The 16,974-nt window shown below is 54.2% G+C and carries 12 protein-coding genes; 10 read left to right on the top strand and 2 right to left on the bottom strand.

The window, feature by feature from the left end; all coding sequences use genetic code 11:
* Window positions 1-78 precede the first annotated feature (78 nt).
* Entirely contained in the window at window positions 79-2,718 is a 2,640-nt protein-coding gene (gene topA / locus JAO79_RS10915) for a type I DNA topoisomerase (RefSeq protein WP_199007291.1), read from the top strand.
* An 86-nt stretch (window positions 2,719-2,804) separates the two neighbouring features.
* Here topA and JAO79_RS10910 read toward each other — a convergent pair whose 3' ends face one another.
* Together JAO79_RS10910 and gltA are read right to left on the bottom strand one after the other, a co-directional pair.
* The gene (locus JAO79_RS10910) at window positions 2,805-3,677 is read right to left on the bottom strand and encodes an NAD(P)-dependent oxidoreductase (RefSeq protein ID WP_199007290.1); all 873 of its coding nucleotides are present in this window, start codon (window positions 3,675-3,677) and stop codon (window positions 2,805-2,807) included.
* Window positions 3,678-3,759: 82 nt separating this feature from the next.
* Window positions 3,760-5,034: a citrate synthase gene (gene gltA / locus JAO79_RS10905; protein WP_199007289.1), complete on the bottom strand. Its 1,275-nt coding sequence runs from the start codon at window positions 5,032-5,034 to the stop codon at window positions 3,760-3,762.
* A 474-nt stretch (window positions 5,035-5,508) separates the two neighbouring features.
* Between gltA and sdhC the strand changes: the two genes are divergently transcribed.
* From sdhC to sucD, 9 genes are all read left to right on the top strand, one after another.
* The gene (sdhC, locus tag JAO79_RS10900; protein WP_199007288.1) at window positions 5,509-5,886 is read left to right on the top strand and encodes a succinate dehydrogenase, cytochrome b556 subunit; all 378 of its coding nucleotides are present in this window, start codon (window positions 5,509-5,511) and stop codon (window positions 5,884-5,886) included.
* Entirely contained in the window at window positions 5,883-6,224 is a 342-nt protein-coding gene (gene sdhD, locus JAO79_RS10895; RefSeq protein ID WP_199007493.1) for a succinate dehydrogenase, hydrophobic membrane anchor protein, read from the top strand. The genes sdhC and sdhD overlap by 4 nt, the downstream gene beginning before the upstream one ends.
* Before the next feature lie 3 nt (window positions 6,225-6,227).
* The gene (gene sdhA / locus JAO79_RS10890) at window positions 6,228-8,000 is read left to right on the top strand and encodes a succinate dehydrogenase flavoprotein subunit (protein ID WP_199007287.1); all 1,773 of its coding nucleotides are present in this window, start codon (window positions 6,228-6,230) and stop codon (window positions 7,998-8,000) included.
* Between the two features lie 15 nt (window positions 8,001-8,015).
* On the top strand, window positions 8,016-8,720 hold the full coding sequence (locus JAO79_RS10885) for a succinate dehydrogenase iron-sulfur subunit (RefSeq protein ID WP_199007286.1): 705 nt from the start codon (window positions 8,016-8,018) through the stop codon (window positions 8,718-8,720).
* Window positions 8,721-9,034: 314 nt separating this feature from the next.
* Complete coding sequence (locus JAO79_RS10880; protein WP_199007285.1) at window positions 9,035-11,872, top strand: 2-oxoglutarate dehydrogenase E1 component; 2,838 nt, start codon at window positions 9,035-9,037, stop codon at window positions 11,870-11,872.
* A gap of 25 nt (window positions 11,873-11,897) precedes the next feature.
* Window positions 11,898-13,121, top strand: coding sequence for a 2-oxoglutarate dehydrogenase complex dihydrolipoyllysine-residue succinyltransferase (odhB, locus tag JAO79_RS10875; RefSeq protein ID WP_199007284.1), 1,224 nt, complete (start codon window positions 11,898-11,900; stop codon window positions 13,119-13,121).
* 35 nt (window positions 13,122-13,156) lie between these two features.
* Window positions 13,157-14,599, top strand: coding sequence for a dihydrolipoyl dehydrogenase (gene lpdA / locus JAO79_RS10870; protein ID WP_199007283.1), 1,443 nt, complete (start codon window positions 13,157-13,159; stop codon window positions 14,597-14,599).
* A gap of 195 nt (window positions 14,600-14,794) precedes the next feature.
* On the top strand, window positions 14,795-15,961 hold the full coding sequence (sucC, locus tag JAO79_RS10865; RefSeq protein ID WP_199007282.1) for an ADP-forming succinate--CoA ligase subunit beta: 1,167 nt from the start codon (window positions 14,795-14,797) through the stop codon (window positions 15,959-15,961).
* Window positions 15,961-16,833, top strand: coding sequence for a succinate--CoA ligase subunit alpha (gene sucD / locus JAO79_RS10860; protein WP_199007281.1), 873 nt, complete (start codon window positions 15,961-15,963; stop codon window positions 16,831-16,833). The genes sucC and sucD overlap by 1 nt, the downstream gene beginning before the upstream one ends.
* The last annotated feature ends 141 nt before the right edge of the window (window positions 16,834-16,974 follow it).

Below are 16,974 nucleotides of genomic sequence, written 5' to 3'. Positions count from 1 at the left end.
CAGTTGCCTGATTTTTATGCGAGTTTGCGGTTTGTTTAGTTATTAACCGATTCGCCGCCAAGGATATAGATCTCCGATATGGGTAAAAGTCTCGTTATTGTCGAGTCTCCAGCGAAAGCGAAGACCATCAACAAGTATCTGGGCTCGGACTTCATTGTTAAGTCGAGCGTTGGCCACATTCGTGACCTGCCTGTCAGTGGCAGTGGTAGTCAGTCTGACCCGAAAGAGCGGGCCAAGCAGGCGGCTGCAACACGTAAGTTGAGTCCTAAGGAAAAGGCCGAGCACAAAAAGCGTAAAGCCAGAGAACAGCTGGTTGCGCGCATGGGTGTCGATCCCGATCGCGACTGGAGTGCGCGGTACGAAGTCCTGCCGGGCAAAGAAAAAGTGGTCAGTGAGCTGAAGCGCTTAGCCAAGAACGCTGACCACATTTATCTCGCAACGGATTTGGATAGAGAAGGGGAGGCTATTGCCTGGCATCTCCAGGAAACCATCGGTGGTGAACCCGAAAAGTATCGTCGGGTGGTGTTCAACGAAATCACCAAACGTGCCATTCAGGAAGCCTTTGAAGATCCCGGTAATCTGGATACCGATCGAGTAAACGCGCAGCAAGCTCGCCGCTTCCTGGACCGGGTTGTGGGCTATATGGTTTCGCCGTTGCTGTGGAGCAAGATTGCCCGAGGTTTGTCAGCGGGACGAGTTCAGTCCGTTGCTGTTCGCCTGATTGTAGAGCGCGAGCGCGAAATCCGTAAGTTTGTTCCGGAAGAGTTTTGGCAATTGCATGCCGACCTGAAGGCGAATGAAGCCAAGCAACCGGTTCGCTTTGAGGTCACTCGTTATGCCGGTAAGCCTTATCGCCCGGCCAACGAGGCCCAGAGCAATGAGCACGTAGCTCGCCTTAATGAGGGTGGCTTCAAGGTTGCTAAACGGGAAGATAAGCCGACTCGCTCGAAGCCTTCGGCCCCGTTCATTACCTCGACGCTACAGCAAGCGGCCAGCAACCGCATGGGCTTCAGTGTCAAGAAGACCATGATGTTGGCGCAGCGGTTGTACGAAGCGGGTTACATCACCTATATGCGTACAGACTCTACCAACCTGAGCAAAGATGCGGTTGAGAGTTGTCGTGAGTTCGTACAAAAACAGTTTGGCGATCGATATTTGCCAGATGCACCGCGCCTGTATGGCAGCAAAGAAGGCGCTCAGGAAGCGCACGAGGCGATTCGTCCGTCTGATGTGACGCGCAGGCCGTCTGATATTTCTGGCCTGGAGAAAGACGCTGAGAAGCTTTACGACCTGATCTGGCGTCAGTTCATTGCTTGCCAAATGGCCGATGCGGAGTTTTTGAGTACCTCGATCGTGGTGGCGAATGGCGATTACGAGCTCCGTACCCGTGGGCGCATCGTAAAGTTTGAAGGTTTCTTGAAGGCCGCGCCCCAGTCGTCCAAAAAGGATGAAGATGTGGCGTTGCCAGACATCAAGGTCGATGAAGCTCTTGAGCTTAGTAAGCTGGATCCAACACAACACTTCACCAAGCCGTCGCCAAGGTATACCGAAGCGAGCTTGGTAAAAGAGCTTGAAAAGCAGGGTATTGGTCGGCCGTCTACCTATGCTTCGATTATTTCGACCATCCAGGATCGTGGTTATGTGCGTTTGCAGAACCGCCGGTTCTACGCCGAAAAGATGGGCGAGATTGTTACCGAGCGTTTGGCTGAGTCCTTCCCGAATCTGATGGACTACGATTTCACGGCCCGGCTGGAAGATGAGCTGGATCATATTGCCGGCGGTGATGTGAACTGGAAAAAGGTGCTGAACGACTTCTACGCGAAGTTCCGCAAGCAGCTTGACGGTGCCAGTCAGGCAGAAGGTGGCATGCGTGCCAATACGCCAACTGAAACTGACATACCATGCCCGAGCTGTGGTCGGAATATGCAGATTCGTGTGGCGAGTACCGGTGTTTTTCTGGGTTGCTCGGGCTACGCATTGCCGCCCAAAGAACGCTGCAAGACAACCATTAATCTGGTGTCTGGCGATGAGGTGGTCAGTGCCGATGAGGATGTGGAAGGCGAAGGTGAAACCCGTCTTCTGCGCATGAAGCGTCGTTGCGGTAAGTGTGGCACTGCCATGGACAGCTATCTGGTTGATGAGGCCCGTAAGCTGCATGTGTGCGGTAACAATCCAGACTGTTCTGGATACGAAGTAGAGCAGGGTACGTTCCGAATCAAGGGTTACGACGGGCCTACGCTTGAATGTGACAAGTGCGGCTCCGAGATGCAGCTGAAGACCGGCCGTTTCGGGAAGTATTTCGGTTGTACCAGCGACGACTGCAAGAATACCCGCAAATTGTTGAAAAGCGGTGAGCCAGCGCCCCCCAAAATGGATCCGGTGCCCATGCCTGAACTGAAGTGTCAGAAGGTGGACGACACCTATGTTTTGCGTGACGGCGCCTCGGGTTTGTTCCTGGCTGCGAGCAAGTTCCCGAAGAACCGGGAAACCCGGCCACCCCTGGTCATGGAAATTAAGCCGCATCGCAAGGAAATTGATCCGAAGCACGATTATCTGATGGACGCTCCGGAGAAAGATCCCGAGGGTAACCCAACCGTGATTCGCTACAGTCGGAAGACGAAAGAGCAGTACGTTATGTCGGAAAAAGACGGCAAAGCGACGGGCTGGTCTGCCTGGTACGAGAATGGACGCTGGGTGCCGAGGGACAAGAAAAAATAGTTCCGGCTTTAGAGCCCTGCAGGAGCTGCCGTGGAAAAGGCGCTTCCTGCAGGGGGCTAATCGAGCTTAGCCAGGTTGAGCGTTGCCTATTTCTTGCGAAGCCGATGAATCAGCGAAGAGGTATCCCAGCGGTTTCCGCCCATCTTTTGTACGTCCCCATAGAACTGGTCCACCAGGGCCGTGACCGGTAAGGTTGCGCCGTTTCGGTTGGCTTCCTGCAAGCAGATCCCTAAATCCTTACGCATCCAGTCCACGGCAAAACCGTAGTCAAATTTGCCGTCTGCCATGGTGGCTGAGCGGTTTTCCATTTGCCAGGATTGGGCGGCACCTTTGGATATCACATCCACGACTTTTCGAATGTCTAAATCCGCTTGTTCAGCGAAGTGCAGAGCCTCTGAGAGCCCTTGAATCAAACCTGCGATGGCGATTTGGTTCACCATTTTGGTTTTCTGGCCACTACCGGCAGGGCCCATCAGGTTGATGGCACGGGCGTAGTGCTCCATGACAGGGGCTGCTTTGTCGTAATCTGCCTGTTCTCCACCGCACATAATCGTTAACTGGCCGTTTTCAGCGCCCTGTTGGCCGCCAGAGACCGGGGCATCTATAAAGCTCTGGCCGGCTTTGGCTGCGATTGCTGAGAGCTGCTCGGCAATACCGGCCGAGGCGGTGGTGTGGTCGATCAGGGTTGTGCCCCTGGGTGCGTTTTCGATGATACCTTCGGGGCCTTCATAAACGGCTAAAAGGTCCTTGTCTGCGCCGACACACGTCATTACGAAGTCGGCATTTCGAACCGCTTCTGAGATGGTCTCGCAGGCGGTTCCGGAGTATTCGGCGGCCCACTTTTCGGCTTTTTCGCTGGAACGATTCCAGACCTTAACCAGTATGCCTGCTTTAGCCAAATGGCCGGCCATGGGGTAGCCCATCACGCCTAATCCAATAAAAGCAGCTGTTGTTGTCATTATTGATCTCCTTTTTCCATTACAAACACAAAGGCCGCTGTGATCAGCGGCCTTTGTGTGTTTTCCGGTGTGCCCAAAGCAATTACTTGTTTGGGTAATCGCGCTTCGGCGAGCCGGTGTACAGCTGGCGAGGGCGGCCGATGCGGTTGGCGCCGCTGACCATTTCGTTCCAGTGTGAGAACCAGCCGATTGTCCGGGACATTGCGAAAATAACGGTAAACATGGAGGTTGGGATACCGATCGCTTTCAGAATGATGCCAGAGTAGAAGTCGACGTTCGGGTAAAGCTGGCGCTTTACGAAGTATTCGTCTTCCAGGGCGATTTTTTCGAGGCGCTGGGCGATCTTCAGCAGAGGATCGTTCTCCAGACCAAGCTCGCTCAAAACTTCGTGAGCGGTCTGAGCCATTACTTTGGCGCGTGGATCGAAGTTCTTGTAAACCCGGTGACCGAAGCCCATCAGGCGGAACGGATCGTCTTTGTCCTTCGCCTTGGCGATAAACTTTTCAATATTGGATTCGTCGCCAATTTCAGCCAGCATATCCAGAACCGCTTCGTTCGCGCCGCCGTGTGCCGGGCCCCACAGTGCCGCAATACCGGAGGCAATACAGGCGTACGGGTTGGCGCCGGTGGAACCTGCCAAGCGTACGGTTGAGGTCGAAGCGTTCTGCTCGTGATCTGCGTGCAGAATGAAGATCTTGTCCATCGCATTGGCGAGAACCGGGTTCGGCTTGTACTCTTCGCACGGCGTGCCGAACATCATTTGCAGGAAGTTTTCTGCGTATGACAGGTCGTTGCGCGGGTACATGAACGGCTGGCCAACAGAATACTTGTAGCACCAGGCTGCAATGGTCGGCATTTTCGCGATCAAGCGGTGCGCGGTAATTTCACGCTGCTTCGGATCGCCAACATCCATTTGGTCGTGATAGAACGCAGATAGCGCTCCGACGACACCACACATAATCGCCATCGGGTGCGCATCACGGCGGAAGCCATTGAAGAAGTTGCGCATCTGATCGTGCAGCATGGTGTGGTTTTTGATCGTGGTGTGGAAGCGCTTGTTCTCTTCTTCGCTCGGCAGTTCGCCGTTCAGGAGGAGGTAGCACACTTCAAGAAAGTCAGATTTTTCGGCGAGCTGGTCAATCGGGTAGCCCCGGTGCAGCAGAACGCCGTTGGCGCCATCGATGTAAGTGATAGCGGATTCGCAGGCTGCAGTCGATACAAACCCTGGATCGTATGTAAAAACGCCTTCCTGGACTAGCCCGCGTACGTCAATTACGTCAGGGCCGACGGTGCCGGAGTAAACCGGAAGCTCAATGGACTTATCTCCCACCGAGAGCGTGGCTTTCCTGTCGGTCATGGTGCTCTCCTGTTCAATTAGCTTAACAGCTCTTGCATTTATCGATGCGCGAGAAGGCGCGTATTATCGCAAAACTGGCGGCAAAATATAGGGCGTTAGCTTTTTTTGTCAATCTATTGATGATGAAAACACGGATTTACATTGGCAAAAGTTGGCTCTGAGCCGCGGGATTCCAGCGCTTTGTGGTTCGTAAAATATTTGTCAATAATGCGAATGGGTAAAGCTGGTCTACGCCTAGCAAGGCTTTCGGCGTGGTTGCAGGTTTGTAATTGCCGAGGTGTCTCCTTATAATCCGTAGCCCGGAATCGGGGATGCGCCTGCTTGCAGGCTAGATCATAGCAAGCTATCGGGTTGCCATCCGCCCTCCTGAACCAATCGGTTATCGGTTTCGTATCGATTCTCCGGTCCCTACATACTAACCATCCGCTGCCGGAATATCGGTTTTGCGGAACCAAAAGAGAGTGTGAGAGCGCTGTGAATAGCAAACGACCAGTAAATCTCGATCTCGGCAAGTTCCATTTTCCGCTGCCAGCCATTACATCGATCCTGCATCGCATCAGCGGCATCATCATCTTCGTGGGTGTTGCTTTCCTGATGTACGGTTTGGATCTCTCCTTGTCCGGAGAAGATGGCTTTAATCGTGTGAATGAACTGCTGGACAGCTTCCTGGCAAAGCTGATTACCTGGGGCATCCTGTCTGCTCTGCTGTACCACCTCGTTGCGGGCATCAAGCACCTGCTAATGGACGCTGGTATTGGCGAAGAGCTTGAGAGCGGTCGCCTTGCCGCGAAAGCCACGCTGGTGGTTTCCATTGTTCTGATTGTTCTGGCAGGAGTCTGGGTATGGGCATGAACAGTGTAACGAATATCGGTCGTAACGGAATTCAAGATTGGATCATTCAGCGTGCTACAGCCTATGTGTTGGCTCTTTATACGCTGTTCCTTTTGGGCTTCTTTGTCACGACTGACGTGGATTACCAGGCTTGGGCTGCGCTGTTTAATCAGGGTTGGTTCAAGATCTTTAGCCTGCTGGCGCTGCTTTCTATTGCCGGGCATGCGTGGGTCGGTTTGTGGACCGTTTCCACCGACTACATTAAGTCGGCACTTCCGCGTTTCTTGCTGCAGGCAGCTTGCATCCTAGTGATGTTCGTTTATGTCGTGTGGGGCATTCAGATCCTTTGGGGGCTTTAATCGATGTCTAACATCAAAACCATGTCTTACGACGCGATTGTTATCGGTGGTGGTGGAGCTGGTATGCGTGCCGCCCTCCAGCTGACTGAGTCTGGTGTTAACACCGCGTGTATCACAAAAGTATTTCCGACCCGTTCGCACACGGTATCTGCCCAGGGCGGTATTACCTGTGCGATCGCAAGTGCTGATCCCAACGATGATTGGCGCTGGCACATGTACGACACCGTTAAAGGTTCCGACTACATCGGTGACCAGGACGCGATCGAGTACATGTGTTCTGTAGGCCCCCAGGCTGTCTTTGAGCTTGAGCATATGGGTCTGCCGTTCTCTCGTACAGAGCAAGGTCGTATCTATCAGCGTCCATTTGGTGGTCAGTCCAAGGGTCCTGATAACCCGACTCAGGCTGCTCGTACTTGTGCTGCAGCTGACCGTACTGGTCACGCGCTTCTGCACACGCTGTATCAGGCAAACCTCAAAGGTGGTACCAGCTTCCTGAATGAATGGTACGCCGTTGATCTGGTTAAGAACTCTAAGAACGAAGTTGTTGGTGTTGTGGCCATCGAAATTGAAACCGGTGAAGTTGCCTACATCAAATCCAAGGCAACCGTTCTGGCTACTGGTGGTGCGGGTCGTATTTATGCGTCTACGACCAACGCGCTGATCAATACTGGAGACGGTATTGGTATGGCGCTGCGTGCTGGCTTCCCGGTTCAGGATATGGAAATGTGGCAGTTCCACCCGACTGGTATCTACGGTGCCGGTACGTTGGTAACCGAGGGTTGCCGAGGTGAGGGTGGTTATCTGATCAACTCCGAAGGTGAGCGTTTCATGGAGCGTTATGCTCCGAACGCGAAAGACCTGGCGGGTCGTGACGTTGTTGCGCGCTCTATGGTTCTGGAAATTCTGGAAGGGCGTGGCTGTGGCCCTGAAAAGGATCACGTACTGCTGAAGCTGGATCACCTGGGCGAAGAAACTCTGAATCTGCGTCTGCCGGGCATTTGTGAGCTGTCACGTACGTTTGCTCACGTTGATCCGGTAAAAGAGCCGGTTCCGGTTGTTCCGACCTGCCACTACATGATGGGTGGTATCCCGACCAACGTTGGCGGCCAGGCTCTGTCTCAGGATGAGAACGGCAACGATCAGCCTATCCCGGGTCTGTTTGCTTGTGGTGAGGCTGCTTGTGTATCCGTTCATGGTGCGAACCGTCTGGGTGGTAACTCGCTGCTCGACTTGGTTGTGTTCGGTCGTGCGGCTGGCTTGCACATTGAAGAGCAGATTCGTGGCGGCTTTGAAGTAGACAGTGCCAGCGATGAAGACATCAAGCGTGCCATGGCGCGTCTGGACCGTCTGAACAGTGCCTCCGAAGGCGAGGATGTGGCAACGGTTCGTAAGGATCTTCAGAACTGCATGCAGCTGTACTTCGGTGTATTCCGAGACGGCAAGAGCATGGAAGAGGGTCTCAAGAAGCTCGAAGCGATTGGCGAGCGTGTGCGTAAGACCAAGCTGGCGGATACCAGTCAGGCCTTTAATACCGCGCGTATTGAAGCGCTTGAGCTCGATAACCTGTATGAGGTTGCTCTGGCGACCGCTATTTCGGCTAACGAGCGTAAAGAAAGTCGTGGTGCTCACGCCCGTAACGACTTCACCGAGCGTGATGACGAGAACTGGCTGAAGCACTCCATGTACTTCCCGCTCGAGAAGCGTGTGGGCAAGCGTGACGTGAACTTTGCGCCGAAGACCGTTCCGACGTTCGAGCCGAAAGTCCGGACCTACTAAGGGGAGATTCTGAATATGTTGGTAAGTCTGTATCGCTACAATCCAGAAGCTGATAACGCCCCTTACATGCAGGATGTCGAAGTCGAGATTCCTGAAGGCAAAGATCTGATGGTTCTGGACGTGCTGAACCTCGTGAAGGAGAAGGATCCTTCAATGAGCTACCGTCGTTCCTGCCGTGAAGGGGTTTGCGGTTCTGATGGTATGAACATGAACGGCAAGAACGGTTTGGCTTGTATCACTCCGGTTTCCGATGTGGTCAAGAACAACAAGCTGGTTCTGCGCCCGTTACCGGGGCTTCCGGTCATTCGTGACCTGGTTGTGGACATGGGTCTTTTCTACAAGCAGTACGAAAAGGTTATGCCGTACCTGGTTAATGACAAGCCTGCGCCCGCCATTGAGCGTCTGCAGTCGCCAGAAGAGCGTGAAAAGCTGGATGGTCTGTACGAGTGTATTCTCTGTGCTTGCTGTTCAACCTCGTGCCCTTCGTTCTGGTGGAACCCGGACAAGTTCATTGGGCCGGCAGGTCTGCTTCAGGCGTACCGTTTCCTTGCAGACAGTCGTGACACGGCTCAAGCCGAGCGTTTGGCTGAGCTGGATGACCCGTTCAGCGTATTCCGCTGCAGGGGCATCATGAACTGCGTCAGCGTGTGTCCGAAAGGCCTGAACCCGACCAAGGCCATCGGTCATATCCGGAATTTGTTGCTGCACAGGGCCACCTGACCGGCAAATCCCGAAGAAATAGCTATACTGGTACACCGGTGTCAGTTAGCGCCTCTGGAGGCCTCGCAATTGCGGGGCCTTCAACCAAAGGCTTATAGTCAAAAGTCTTACCAGGATGCAAACTGACCCCGCTGCCTGGTTCCCTTCCTATGGTTTCCTTGCAGTGTCGCTGAGTACAACAAATCACAGGGGACGGAAACATCCGTAATGGTTGTGGTATCCGGTTGTCATGCCGTAATAACCCGTATTGACTGGAAAATACCACTGGCCGACCATACCCGCTCCCCCGCACCAGCCAAGGTGAGCTATTCAAAATGCACGAAAGCATCATGGAGCAGTTATGGCAGACTTCCCACTTGCAGGGTGGAAATCTAGCCTATGTTGAACAGCTTTTTGAAACCTACCTGACAGACCCCAATGCTATTCCTGAAGAGTGGCGGAGCTACTTCGATAAGCTCCCGAGTGTCGATGGCCAACAAGGTCGTGACGTTATCCACTCGACGATCCGTGAACAGTTTGAACACATCTCGCGAAACCAGCGCTTTTTGGCCAGTGGCGGCGTTCCGGCCAGCGCCACATCCGATGCTGACAAAAAGCAGATTCGTGTTCTTCAGCTGATTAACGCGTACCGTTTCCGCGGACATCAGGAATCCAAGCTTGACCCTCTGGGTGTCTGGCAGCGTGAACCTGTAGAAGACCTCGATCCGGCTTTTCATGAGCTGAATGAATCGGATCTGGATCTCGAGTTTCAGACCGGCTCTCTGAGCTTTGGTTCCGAAACAATGAAGCTCAGAGACATTGTTGACGGGCTTCGCCAGACCTATTGCCAGAGTATCGGCGCGGAATACATGCACGTGGTGGATACCCGTATCAAGCGGTGGTTCCAGCAGCGCATGGAGCCGGTACGTTCCCGTCCTCAGTACGAGCCTGAAACACGCAAGCATCTCCTGGAGCGCCTGACCGCTGCGGAAGGACTTGAAAAGTATCTGGGGTCCCGTTACCCCGGCGTTAAACGTTTCGGTCTTGAGGGTGGCGAAAGCCTGATTCCTTGCCTCGACGAATTGATTCAGCGTGCCGGTTCATACGGTGCCAAAGAAATCGTGTTGGGCATGGCGCACCGTGGTCGCTTGAACGTGTTGGTTAACACGCTCGGTAAGAACCCGAAAGAATTGTTTGACGAATTCGAGGGTAAGAAACTCGCGGATTCCGGCTCTGGTGATGTTAAGTATCACCAAGGCTTCTCCTCAAACGTGATGACGCCGGGCGGCGAAGTGCACCTGGCCATGGCGTTTAACCCGTCGCACCTGGAAATCGTGTCTCCGGTTGTTGTTGGTTCGGTCAGAGCGCGTCAGGACCGTCGTAACGATAAAGATGGCAGCAAGGTGTTGCCAATCGTTATGCACGGTGATGCGGCATTCGCCGGGCAGGGTGTGGTTATGGAAACCTTCCAGATGTCCCAGACCCGAGGCTTTGGAGTCGGTGGCACCATCCACATCGTGATCAACAACCAGGTTGGCTTCACCACAAGCCGTCAGGAAGATGCGCGCTCCACCGAGTACTGCACCGACGTGGCGAAGATGGTACAAGCCCCCATTCTTCACGTGAACGCAGATGACCCTGAAGCGGTGATGTTCGCGACGCATCTGGCGGTTGATTACCGCAATGAGTTCAAGCGTGATGTCGTTATCGATCTGGTTTGCTACCGCCGTCGTGGTCACAACGAAGCGGATGAGCCGGCGGCTACCCAGCCGTTGATGTACGAAAAGATTCGCAAGCTGAAAACCACCCGTAACATCTACGCTGACCGTCTGATGCAGGATGGCATCCTCAATGAGGATGAGATCAAGCAGATGGAGACAGAGTACCGGGATGCGCTCGACAACGGCGAGCACGTGGTCAAGTCACTGGTGAAAGAGCCCAACAAAGATTTGTACGTTGATTGGACTCCTTACCTCGGACATGAGTGGACCGCCAAGTGTAAAACCAGCGTAGCGGCTAAAACGATCAAGAAGTTGGGTGCCAAGTTAACGCAGGTTCCGGAAGGGTTCAGCGTCCAGCGTCAGGTCTCCAAGATCGTCAACGATCGCGAGAAAATGACAGCCGGCGCTCTGCCTCTGAACTGGGGTTACGGTGAGATGATGTCGTACGCGACTCTGCTCAATGAAGGCCACCAGATTCGCCTGACCGGCCAGGACGTGGGTCGTGGTACTTTCTCGCACCGCCATGCAGTGTTGCACAACCAGAAAGACGGATCCTCCTACATCTCGCTTCAGGCGCTGTCGGACGACCAGCCGAGTTTTGATATCTATGACTCGTTGCTGTCCGAGGAAGCCGTTATGGCATTCGAGTACGGCTACGCAACCACTCAGCCGGACGCATTGATCATTTGGGAAGCGCAGTTTGGTGACTTCGCCAACGGTGCTCAGGTGGTTATCGACCAGTTCCTGACCAGCGGCGAGCACAAGTGGGGCCGTTTGTGCGGTCTGACGCTGCTGTTGCCGCATGGTTACGAAGGGCAGGGGCCAGAGCACAGTTCGGCCCGTCTGGAACGCTTCCTGCAGCTTTGTGCCCAGCACAACATTCAGGTGTGTGTGCCGACAACGCCGTCGCAGGTATTCCACATGCTGCGCCGCCAGGTTAAACGCCCCTTGCGCAAGCCTTTGATTGCTATCACGCCTAAGAGCTTGCTGCGTCACAAAGAAGCCATCTCAAGCCTGGACGATCTGACCTCAGGTACCTTCCAGACCGTGTTGCCCGAAAAGGAGCTTCCGGATCCGAAGAAGGTCACTCGTCTGATTATGTGCAGTGGCAAGGTGTATTACGATCTGCTGGATAAAAAGAAAGCAGATGAGCGTGATGACGTTGCGTTGGTTCGCATTGAGCAGCTGTACCCGTTCCCGGCGGATGATCTGGATGAAATTCTGGGCCAGTATCCTAAGCTGAAAACGGTGGTGTGGTGTCAGGAAGAGCCCATGAACCAGGGTGCCTGGTACCCCAGTCAGCACCACATGCGGAATGCGCTGCAGCGCCTGAACCCAAAACTCTACCTTCAGTATGCCGGTCGTGAGCCTTCGGCTGCTCCAGCGTGTGGACATATGTCTGTCCATATCGAAGAGCAGAAGAAGTTGGTTAACGACGCGTTCGAAATCTGACGAGCTACCGAGCTAAGGAATTGTAATGACAACAGAGATTAAAGCCCCAGTTTTCCCTGAGTCGGTCGCCGAAGGCACCGTCGCGACTTGGCACAAGCAGCCAGGTGAAGCCTGTTCACGTGACGAGCTGATTGTTGATATTGAAACCGACAAAGTTGTGCTCGAAGTGGTTGCTCCGGCTGACGGTGTGATTGAAGAAATCGTAAAAGCCGAAGGCGACACCTGCGAAAGCGGCGAAGTGATCGGTAAATTTAAAGAAGGCGCTGCGGGTGAATCCAAGCCGGCAGACAGCAAGGCGGATAGCAGCAAAGACGAAGAGAAGTCTGAGAAGAGCGAAGATGCTCCTGCATCCGGCGATGCGATTTTGAGCCCGGCAGCACGCAAACTGGCGGAAGAAAATGACGTTGATCCGGCCGCCGTCAAAGGTACCGGGAAAGACGGTCGTGTTACCAAAGAAGACGTTCAGAATCATATTGATAGCAAGAAGTCTTCAGGTTCTTCTGCGGCCAAGCCAGCTGCTGCACCGGAAGTAAACGTTGCACCGGGTGAGCGTCCTGAGAAGCGTGTTCCGATGACTCGCCTGCGTGCCAGCATCGCCAAGCGTTTGGTTGAAGCCCAGCAGACTGCTGCGATGCTGACCACGTTCAACGAAGTGAACATGGCGCCGATCATGGAGCTGCGTAAGCAGTATCAGGAAAGCTTTGTTAAGCGTCACGACATTAAACTCGGTTTCATGTCGTTCTTCGCCAAAGCCGCCACGGAAGCCTTGAAGCGTTTCCCGGCTGTTAACGCCTCGATCGATGGCAATGACATGGTTTACCACGGTTACCAGGATATCGGTGTTGCGGTATCCACCGAGCGTGGACTGGTTGTACCTGTGCTTCGCGATGTTGATGCCATGGGTCTGGCGGACATCGAGAAAAAGATTGTTGAATACGGTACCAAGGCCAAAGGTGGCAAGCTGGGCATTGAAGACATGACAGGCGGTACCTTCACCATCACCAACGGTGGTATTTTTGGTTCGTTGATTTCTACGCCAATTCTGAACCCGCCTCAAACGGCTATTCTGGGTATGCACAAGATCCAGGAGCGTCCGATGGCGGTGAACGGTAAGGTTGAGATCTTGCCGATGATGTACCTAGCGCTGTCATACGATCACCGTATGATCGACGGCAAAGATGCCGTTCAGTTCCTGGTAGCCATCAAGGAAATGCTAGAAGACCCGGCGCGCATCCTGCTGGACGTGTAAGCTGACACTCAACGAATCTGGGAACAGGAATAATTATGTCCGATAAGTACGATGTCATTGTCATTGGTGCCGGCCCCGGCGGTTATGTGGCGGCTATCAAGGCTGCCCAGCTGGGCCTGAAAACTGCCTGCGTAGAATCCTGGACTGCCGAAGACGGTAAGAGTCAGGTACTGGGTGGAACCTGCTTGAACGTGGGTTGCATTCCGTCGAAAGCTCTTCTGGAAGTGACTCACAAGTACGAAGAAGCCAGCCACGATTACGAATCTATGGGTATTTTGGCCAAGAGCGTCGATATCGACGTGGCTAAAATGATGGAGCGTAAGGCGGGTATCGTTAAGCAGCTGACCGGTGGCATCGCCGGTCTGTTCAAAGCTAACGGTGTAACCTCAATTCACGGTCACGGTAAATTGCTGAACGGTCGCAAGGTAGAAGTGACCGATAAAGACGGCAAAACCAAGACTTACGAAGCTGAAAACGTCATCCTGGCAAGTGGTTCAAAGCCGGTTGAGATCCCACCGGCTCCGTTCGACGGCGAGTACATTGTCGATTCCGAAGGTGCGTTGGAATTCACCGAAGTGCCCAAGCGTTTGGGCGTTATCGGTGCCGGCGTGATCGGTCTGGAGCTGGGCAGTGTATGGGCGCGCTTGGGCTCTGAGGTCACCATTCTTGAAGCGCAAGACAACTTCTTGCCAGTGGTTGATCAGCAGATTGCCAAAGACGCGCTTAAGCAGTTCAAGAAGCAAGGCCTGAACATCATCACCGGTGCCCGTATGACCGGTGCCGAAGTGAAGCGCAAGCTGGTCAACGTCAGCTACGAAGATTCTAAAGGCAAGCAGGAAGCGAAGTTCGACAAGCTGATCGTTGCGGTTGGGCGTCGTCCTTATACCGACGGACTGCTGGCCGAAGACTCCGGCGTAAGCCTCGACGAGCGCGGTTTCATCTTCGTTGACGACCAGTGCAAAACCGAAGCGCCTGGTGTGTGGGCAGTAGGTGATATCGTTCGTGGCCCGATGCTGGCACACAAGGCCTCTGAAGAAGGTGTCATGGTTGCCGAGCGTATCGCAGGTCACAAGCCTCAGGTTAACTATGACTGCATTCCGAACGTGATTTACACAGCTCCGGAAGTTGCCTGGGTCGGCAAAACCGAAGAGCAGCTGAAAGCGGAAGGGGAAGAGTACAACGTTGGTACTTTCCCGTTCGCCGCAAACGGTCGAGCAATGGCAGCCAACGCCACCGGCGGTTTGGTCAAGATCATCGCAGATGCGAAGACGGACCGGATTCTTGGCTTCCACGTTGTGGGACCTCAGGCGTCAGAAATCGTTGCCCAAGGCGTGATCGCCATGGAGTTCGGTTCTACCGCTGAAGATCTGGCCTTGACGTGCTTCGCGCACCCGACTCTGTCCGAGTCTGTGCATGAGGCGGCTCTGGCCGTTGCGGGCGGGGCGATTCATGTCGCCAACCGACGCAAAAAGAAGTAACGCAGACCAGAAGCAAGGGGCGCCCGAAAGAGCGCCCCTTCGCTATAACAACAACCGATTTCTGGTTGCGGACATGATGAGCTGAGGTGATCCCCTGCTCATCAAACCGAATTCGCATTCAAGACTTCCCATGAGGGGAGCAGCGGGTTCTTCTCCGTACGTGGTTATCCTCCATCAAATAGCGGGACATTAACTATGAATTTGCATGAATATCAGGGCAAACAGCTATTCGCTGAATACGGCCTGCCTGTCTCACAAGGCATCGCCTGTGACACCCCGGAAGAAGCAGTAGCAGCGGCTGAAAAAATTGGCGGCAACAGCTGGGTTGTCAAGGCACAGGTTCACGCTGGTGGCCGTGGTAAGGCTGGCGGTGTAAAGCTGGTCAAGAACACAGACGACATCCGTGCCTTTGCCGAGCAGTGGTTGGGCAAGAATCTGGTAACCTTCCAGACCGACGAAAACGGTCAGCCTGTTAGCAAGATTCTTGTCGAGTCATTGACTGACATCGATCAGGAGCTGTACCTGGGTGCCGTTGTAGACCGTGGCACTCGCCGTATCGTTTTCATGGCGTCTACCGAAGGTGGCGTTGAGATTGAAACCGTTGCTGAAGAAACTCCGGAAAAGATCCTGCGTGCAGAAATTGATCCGCTGGTAGGCCCTCAGCCTTATCAGGGTCGCGATCTGGCGTTCCAGTTGGGTCTGGAAGGCAAGCAGATCGGTCAGTTCACCAAGATCTTCATGGGTCTGGCAAAGCTGTTCGAAGACTACGACCTGGCATTGATGGAAATCAACCCGCTGGTTATCACTCCTGCTGGTGACCTGCACTGCCTGGACGCCAAGATCGGCGCAGACGGCAACGCTCTGTACCGTCAGAAGAAGCTGCAGGAGATGCGCGATCCTTCTCAGGAAGATGCCCGTGAAGCGGAAGCGGCTGCCTGGGAACTGAACTACGTTGCGCTTGAAGGCAACATCGGTTGCATGGTTAACGGCGCTGGTCTGGCCATGGGTACCATGGACATCATCAAGCTGTCTGGCGGTAAGCCGGCCAACTTCCTGGACGTTGGCGGCGGCGCGACCAAAGAACGCGTCTCCGAAGCGTTCAAGATCATCCTGTCTGACGATGCAGTGCAAGCCGTTCTGGTTAACATCTTCGGCGGTATCGTTCGTTGCGACATGATTGCCGAAGGCATCATCGGCGCAGTGAAAGAAGTGGGCGTTAAAGTTCCCGTAGTTGTTCGCCTTGAGGGCAACAACGCTGAGCTGGGTTCCAAAGTTCTGGCTGACAGTGGCTTGAACATCATCGCCGCTAGCAGCCTTGCAGACGCTGCTGAGCAAGTCGTTAAAGCCGCAGGGGGTAAATAATGAGCATCCTGATTAATAAAGACACCAAGGTAATCTGCCAGGGCTTTACCGGCGCACAGGGTACTTTCCACTCTGAGCAGGCTATCGAGTACGGCACCAAAATGGTTGGTGGCGTAAGCCCGGGTAAAGGTGGTACCGAGCACTTGGGTCTGCCGGTATTCAACACCGTACGTGAAGCCGTAGAACAGACTGGCGCGCAGGCGACCGTTATCTACGTACCGGCTCCATTCTGTAAAGATGCCATCATCGAAGCGGCAGACGCCGGCCTCGAATTGATCGTGTGCATCACCGAAGGCATTCCGACCATCGATATGCTGTACGCCAAAGAATACGTAGATCGTAAAGGCGTACGCATGATCGGGCCAAACTGCCCAGGCGTAATCACACCGGGCGAAAGCAAGATCGGTATCATGCCGGGCCACATCCACAAGCCAGGTAAGGTCGGTATCGTATCGCGTTCCGGCACCCTGACTTACGAAGCGGTCAAGCAGACCACAGACTTCGGCTACGGCCAGTCTACTTGCGTAGGTATCGGTGGTGACCCGATCCCGGGCTCCAACTTCATCGATATCCTGAAGCTGCTTCAGGAAGATCCGCAGACTGAAGCCATCGTGATGATTGGTGAAATCGGCGGTACCGCTGAAGAAGAAGCGGCCGCGTTCATCAAGGACAACGTCACCAAGCCTGTGGTTTCCTACATTGCCGGCGTAACCGCGCCTCCAGGCAAGCGTATGGGCCACGCAGGTGCCATCATTTCAGGTGGTAAGGGTACCGCGGACGAGAAGTTCGCAGCTCTGAACGACGCCGGCGTTAAAACCGTGCGCAGCCTGGCTGAAATCGGCAAGGCACTGCAGGAAGTGACTGGCTGGTAAGCCTTTTCACGACCTGTGACAAACCCCCGGGTTCGAAAGAATGCCGGGGGTTTGTCGTTTTAAGGCGATTGTTTTAACCCTGTTTGTTTAACGCAAGGGGGTGTTAAGACTATAATGCCCGGTCAGCCTGGTGACTCATCC

This window comes from Marinobacter litoralis, from assembly GCF_016427555.1.
In the GTDB taxonomy this organism is placed as follows: Bacteria; Pseudomonadota; Gammaproteobacteria; order Pseudomonadales; family Oleiphilaceae; genus Marinobacter; species Marinobacter litoralis_A.
This window is presented reverse-complemented; position numbering and strand designations above follow the sequence as displayed.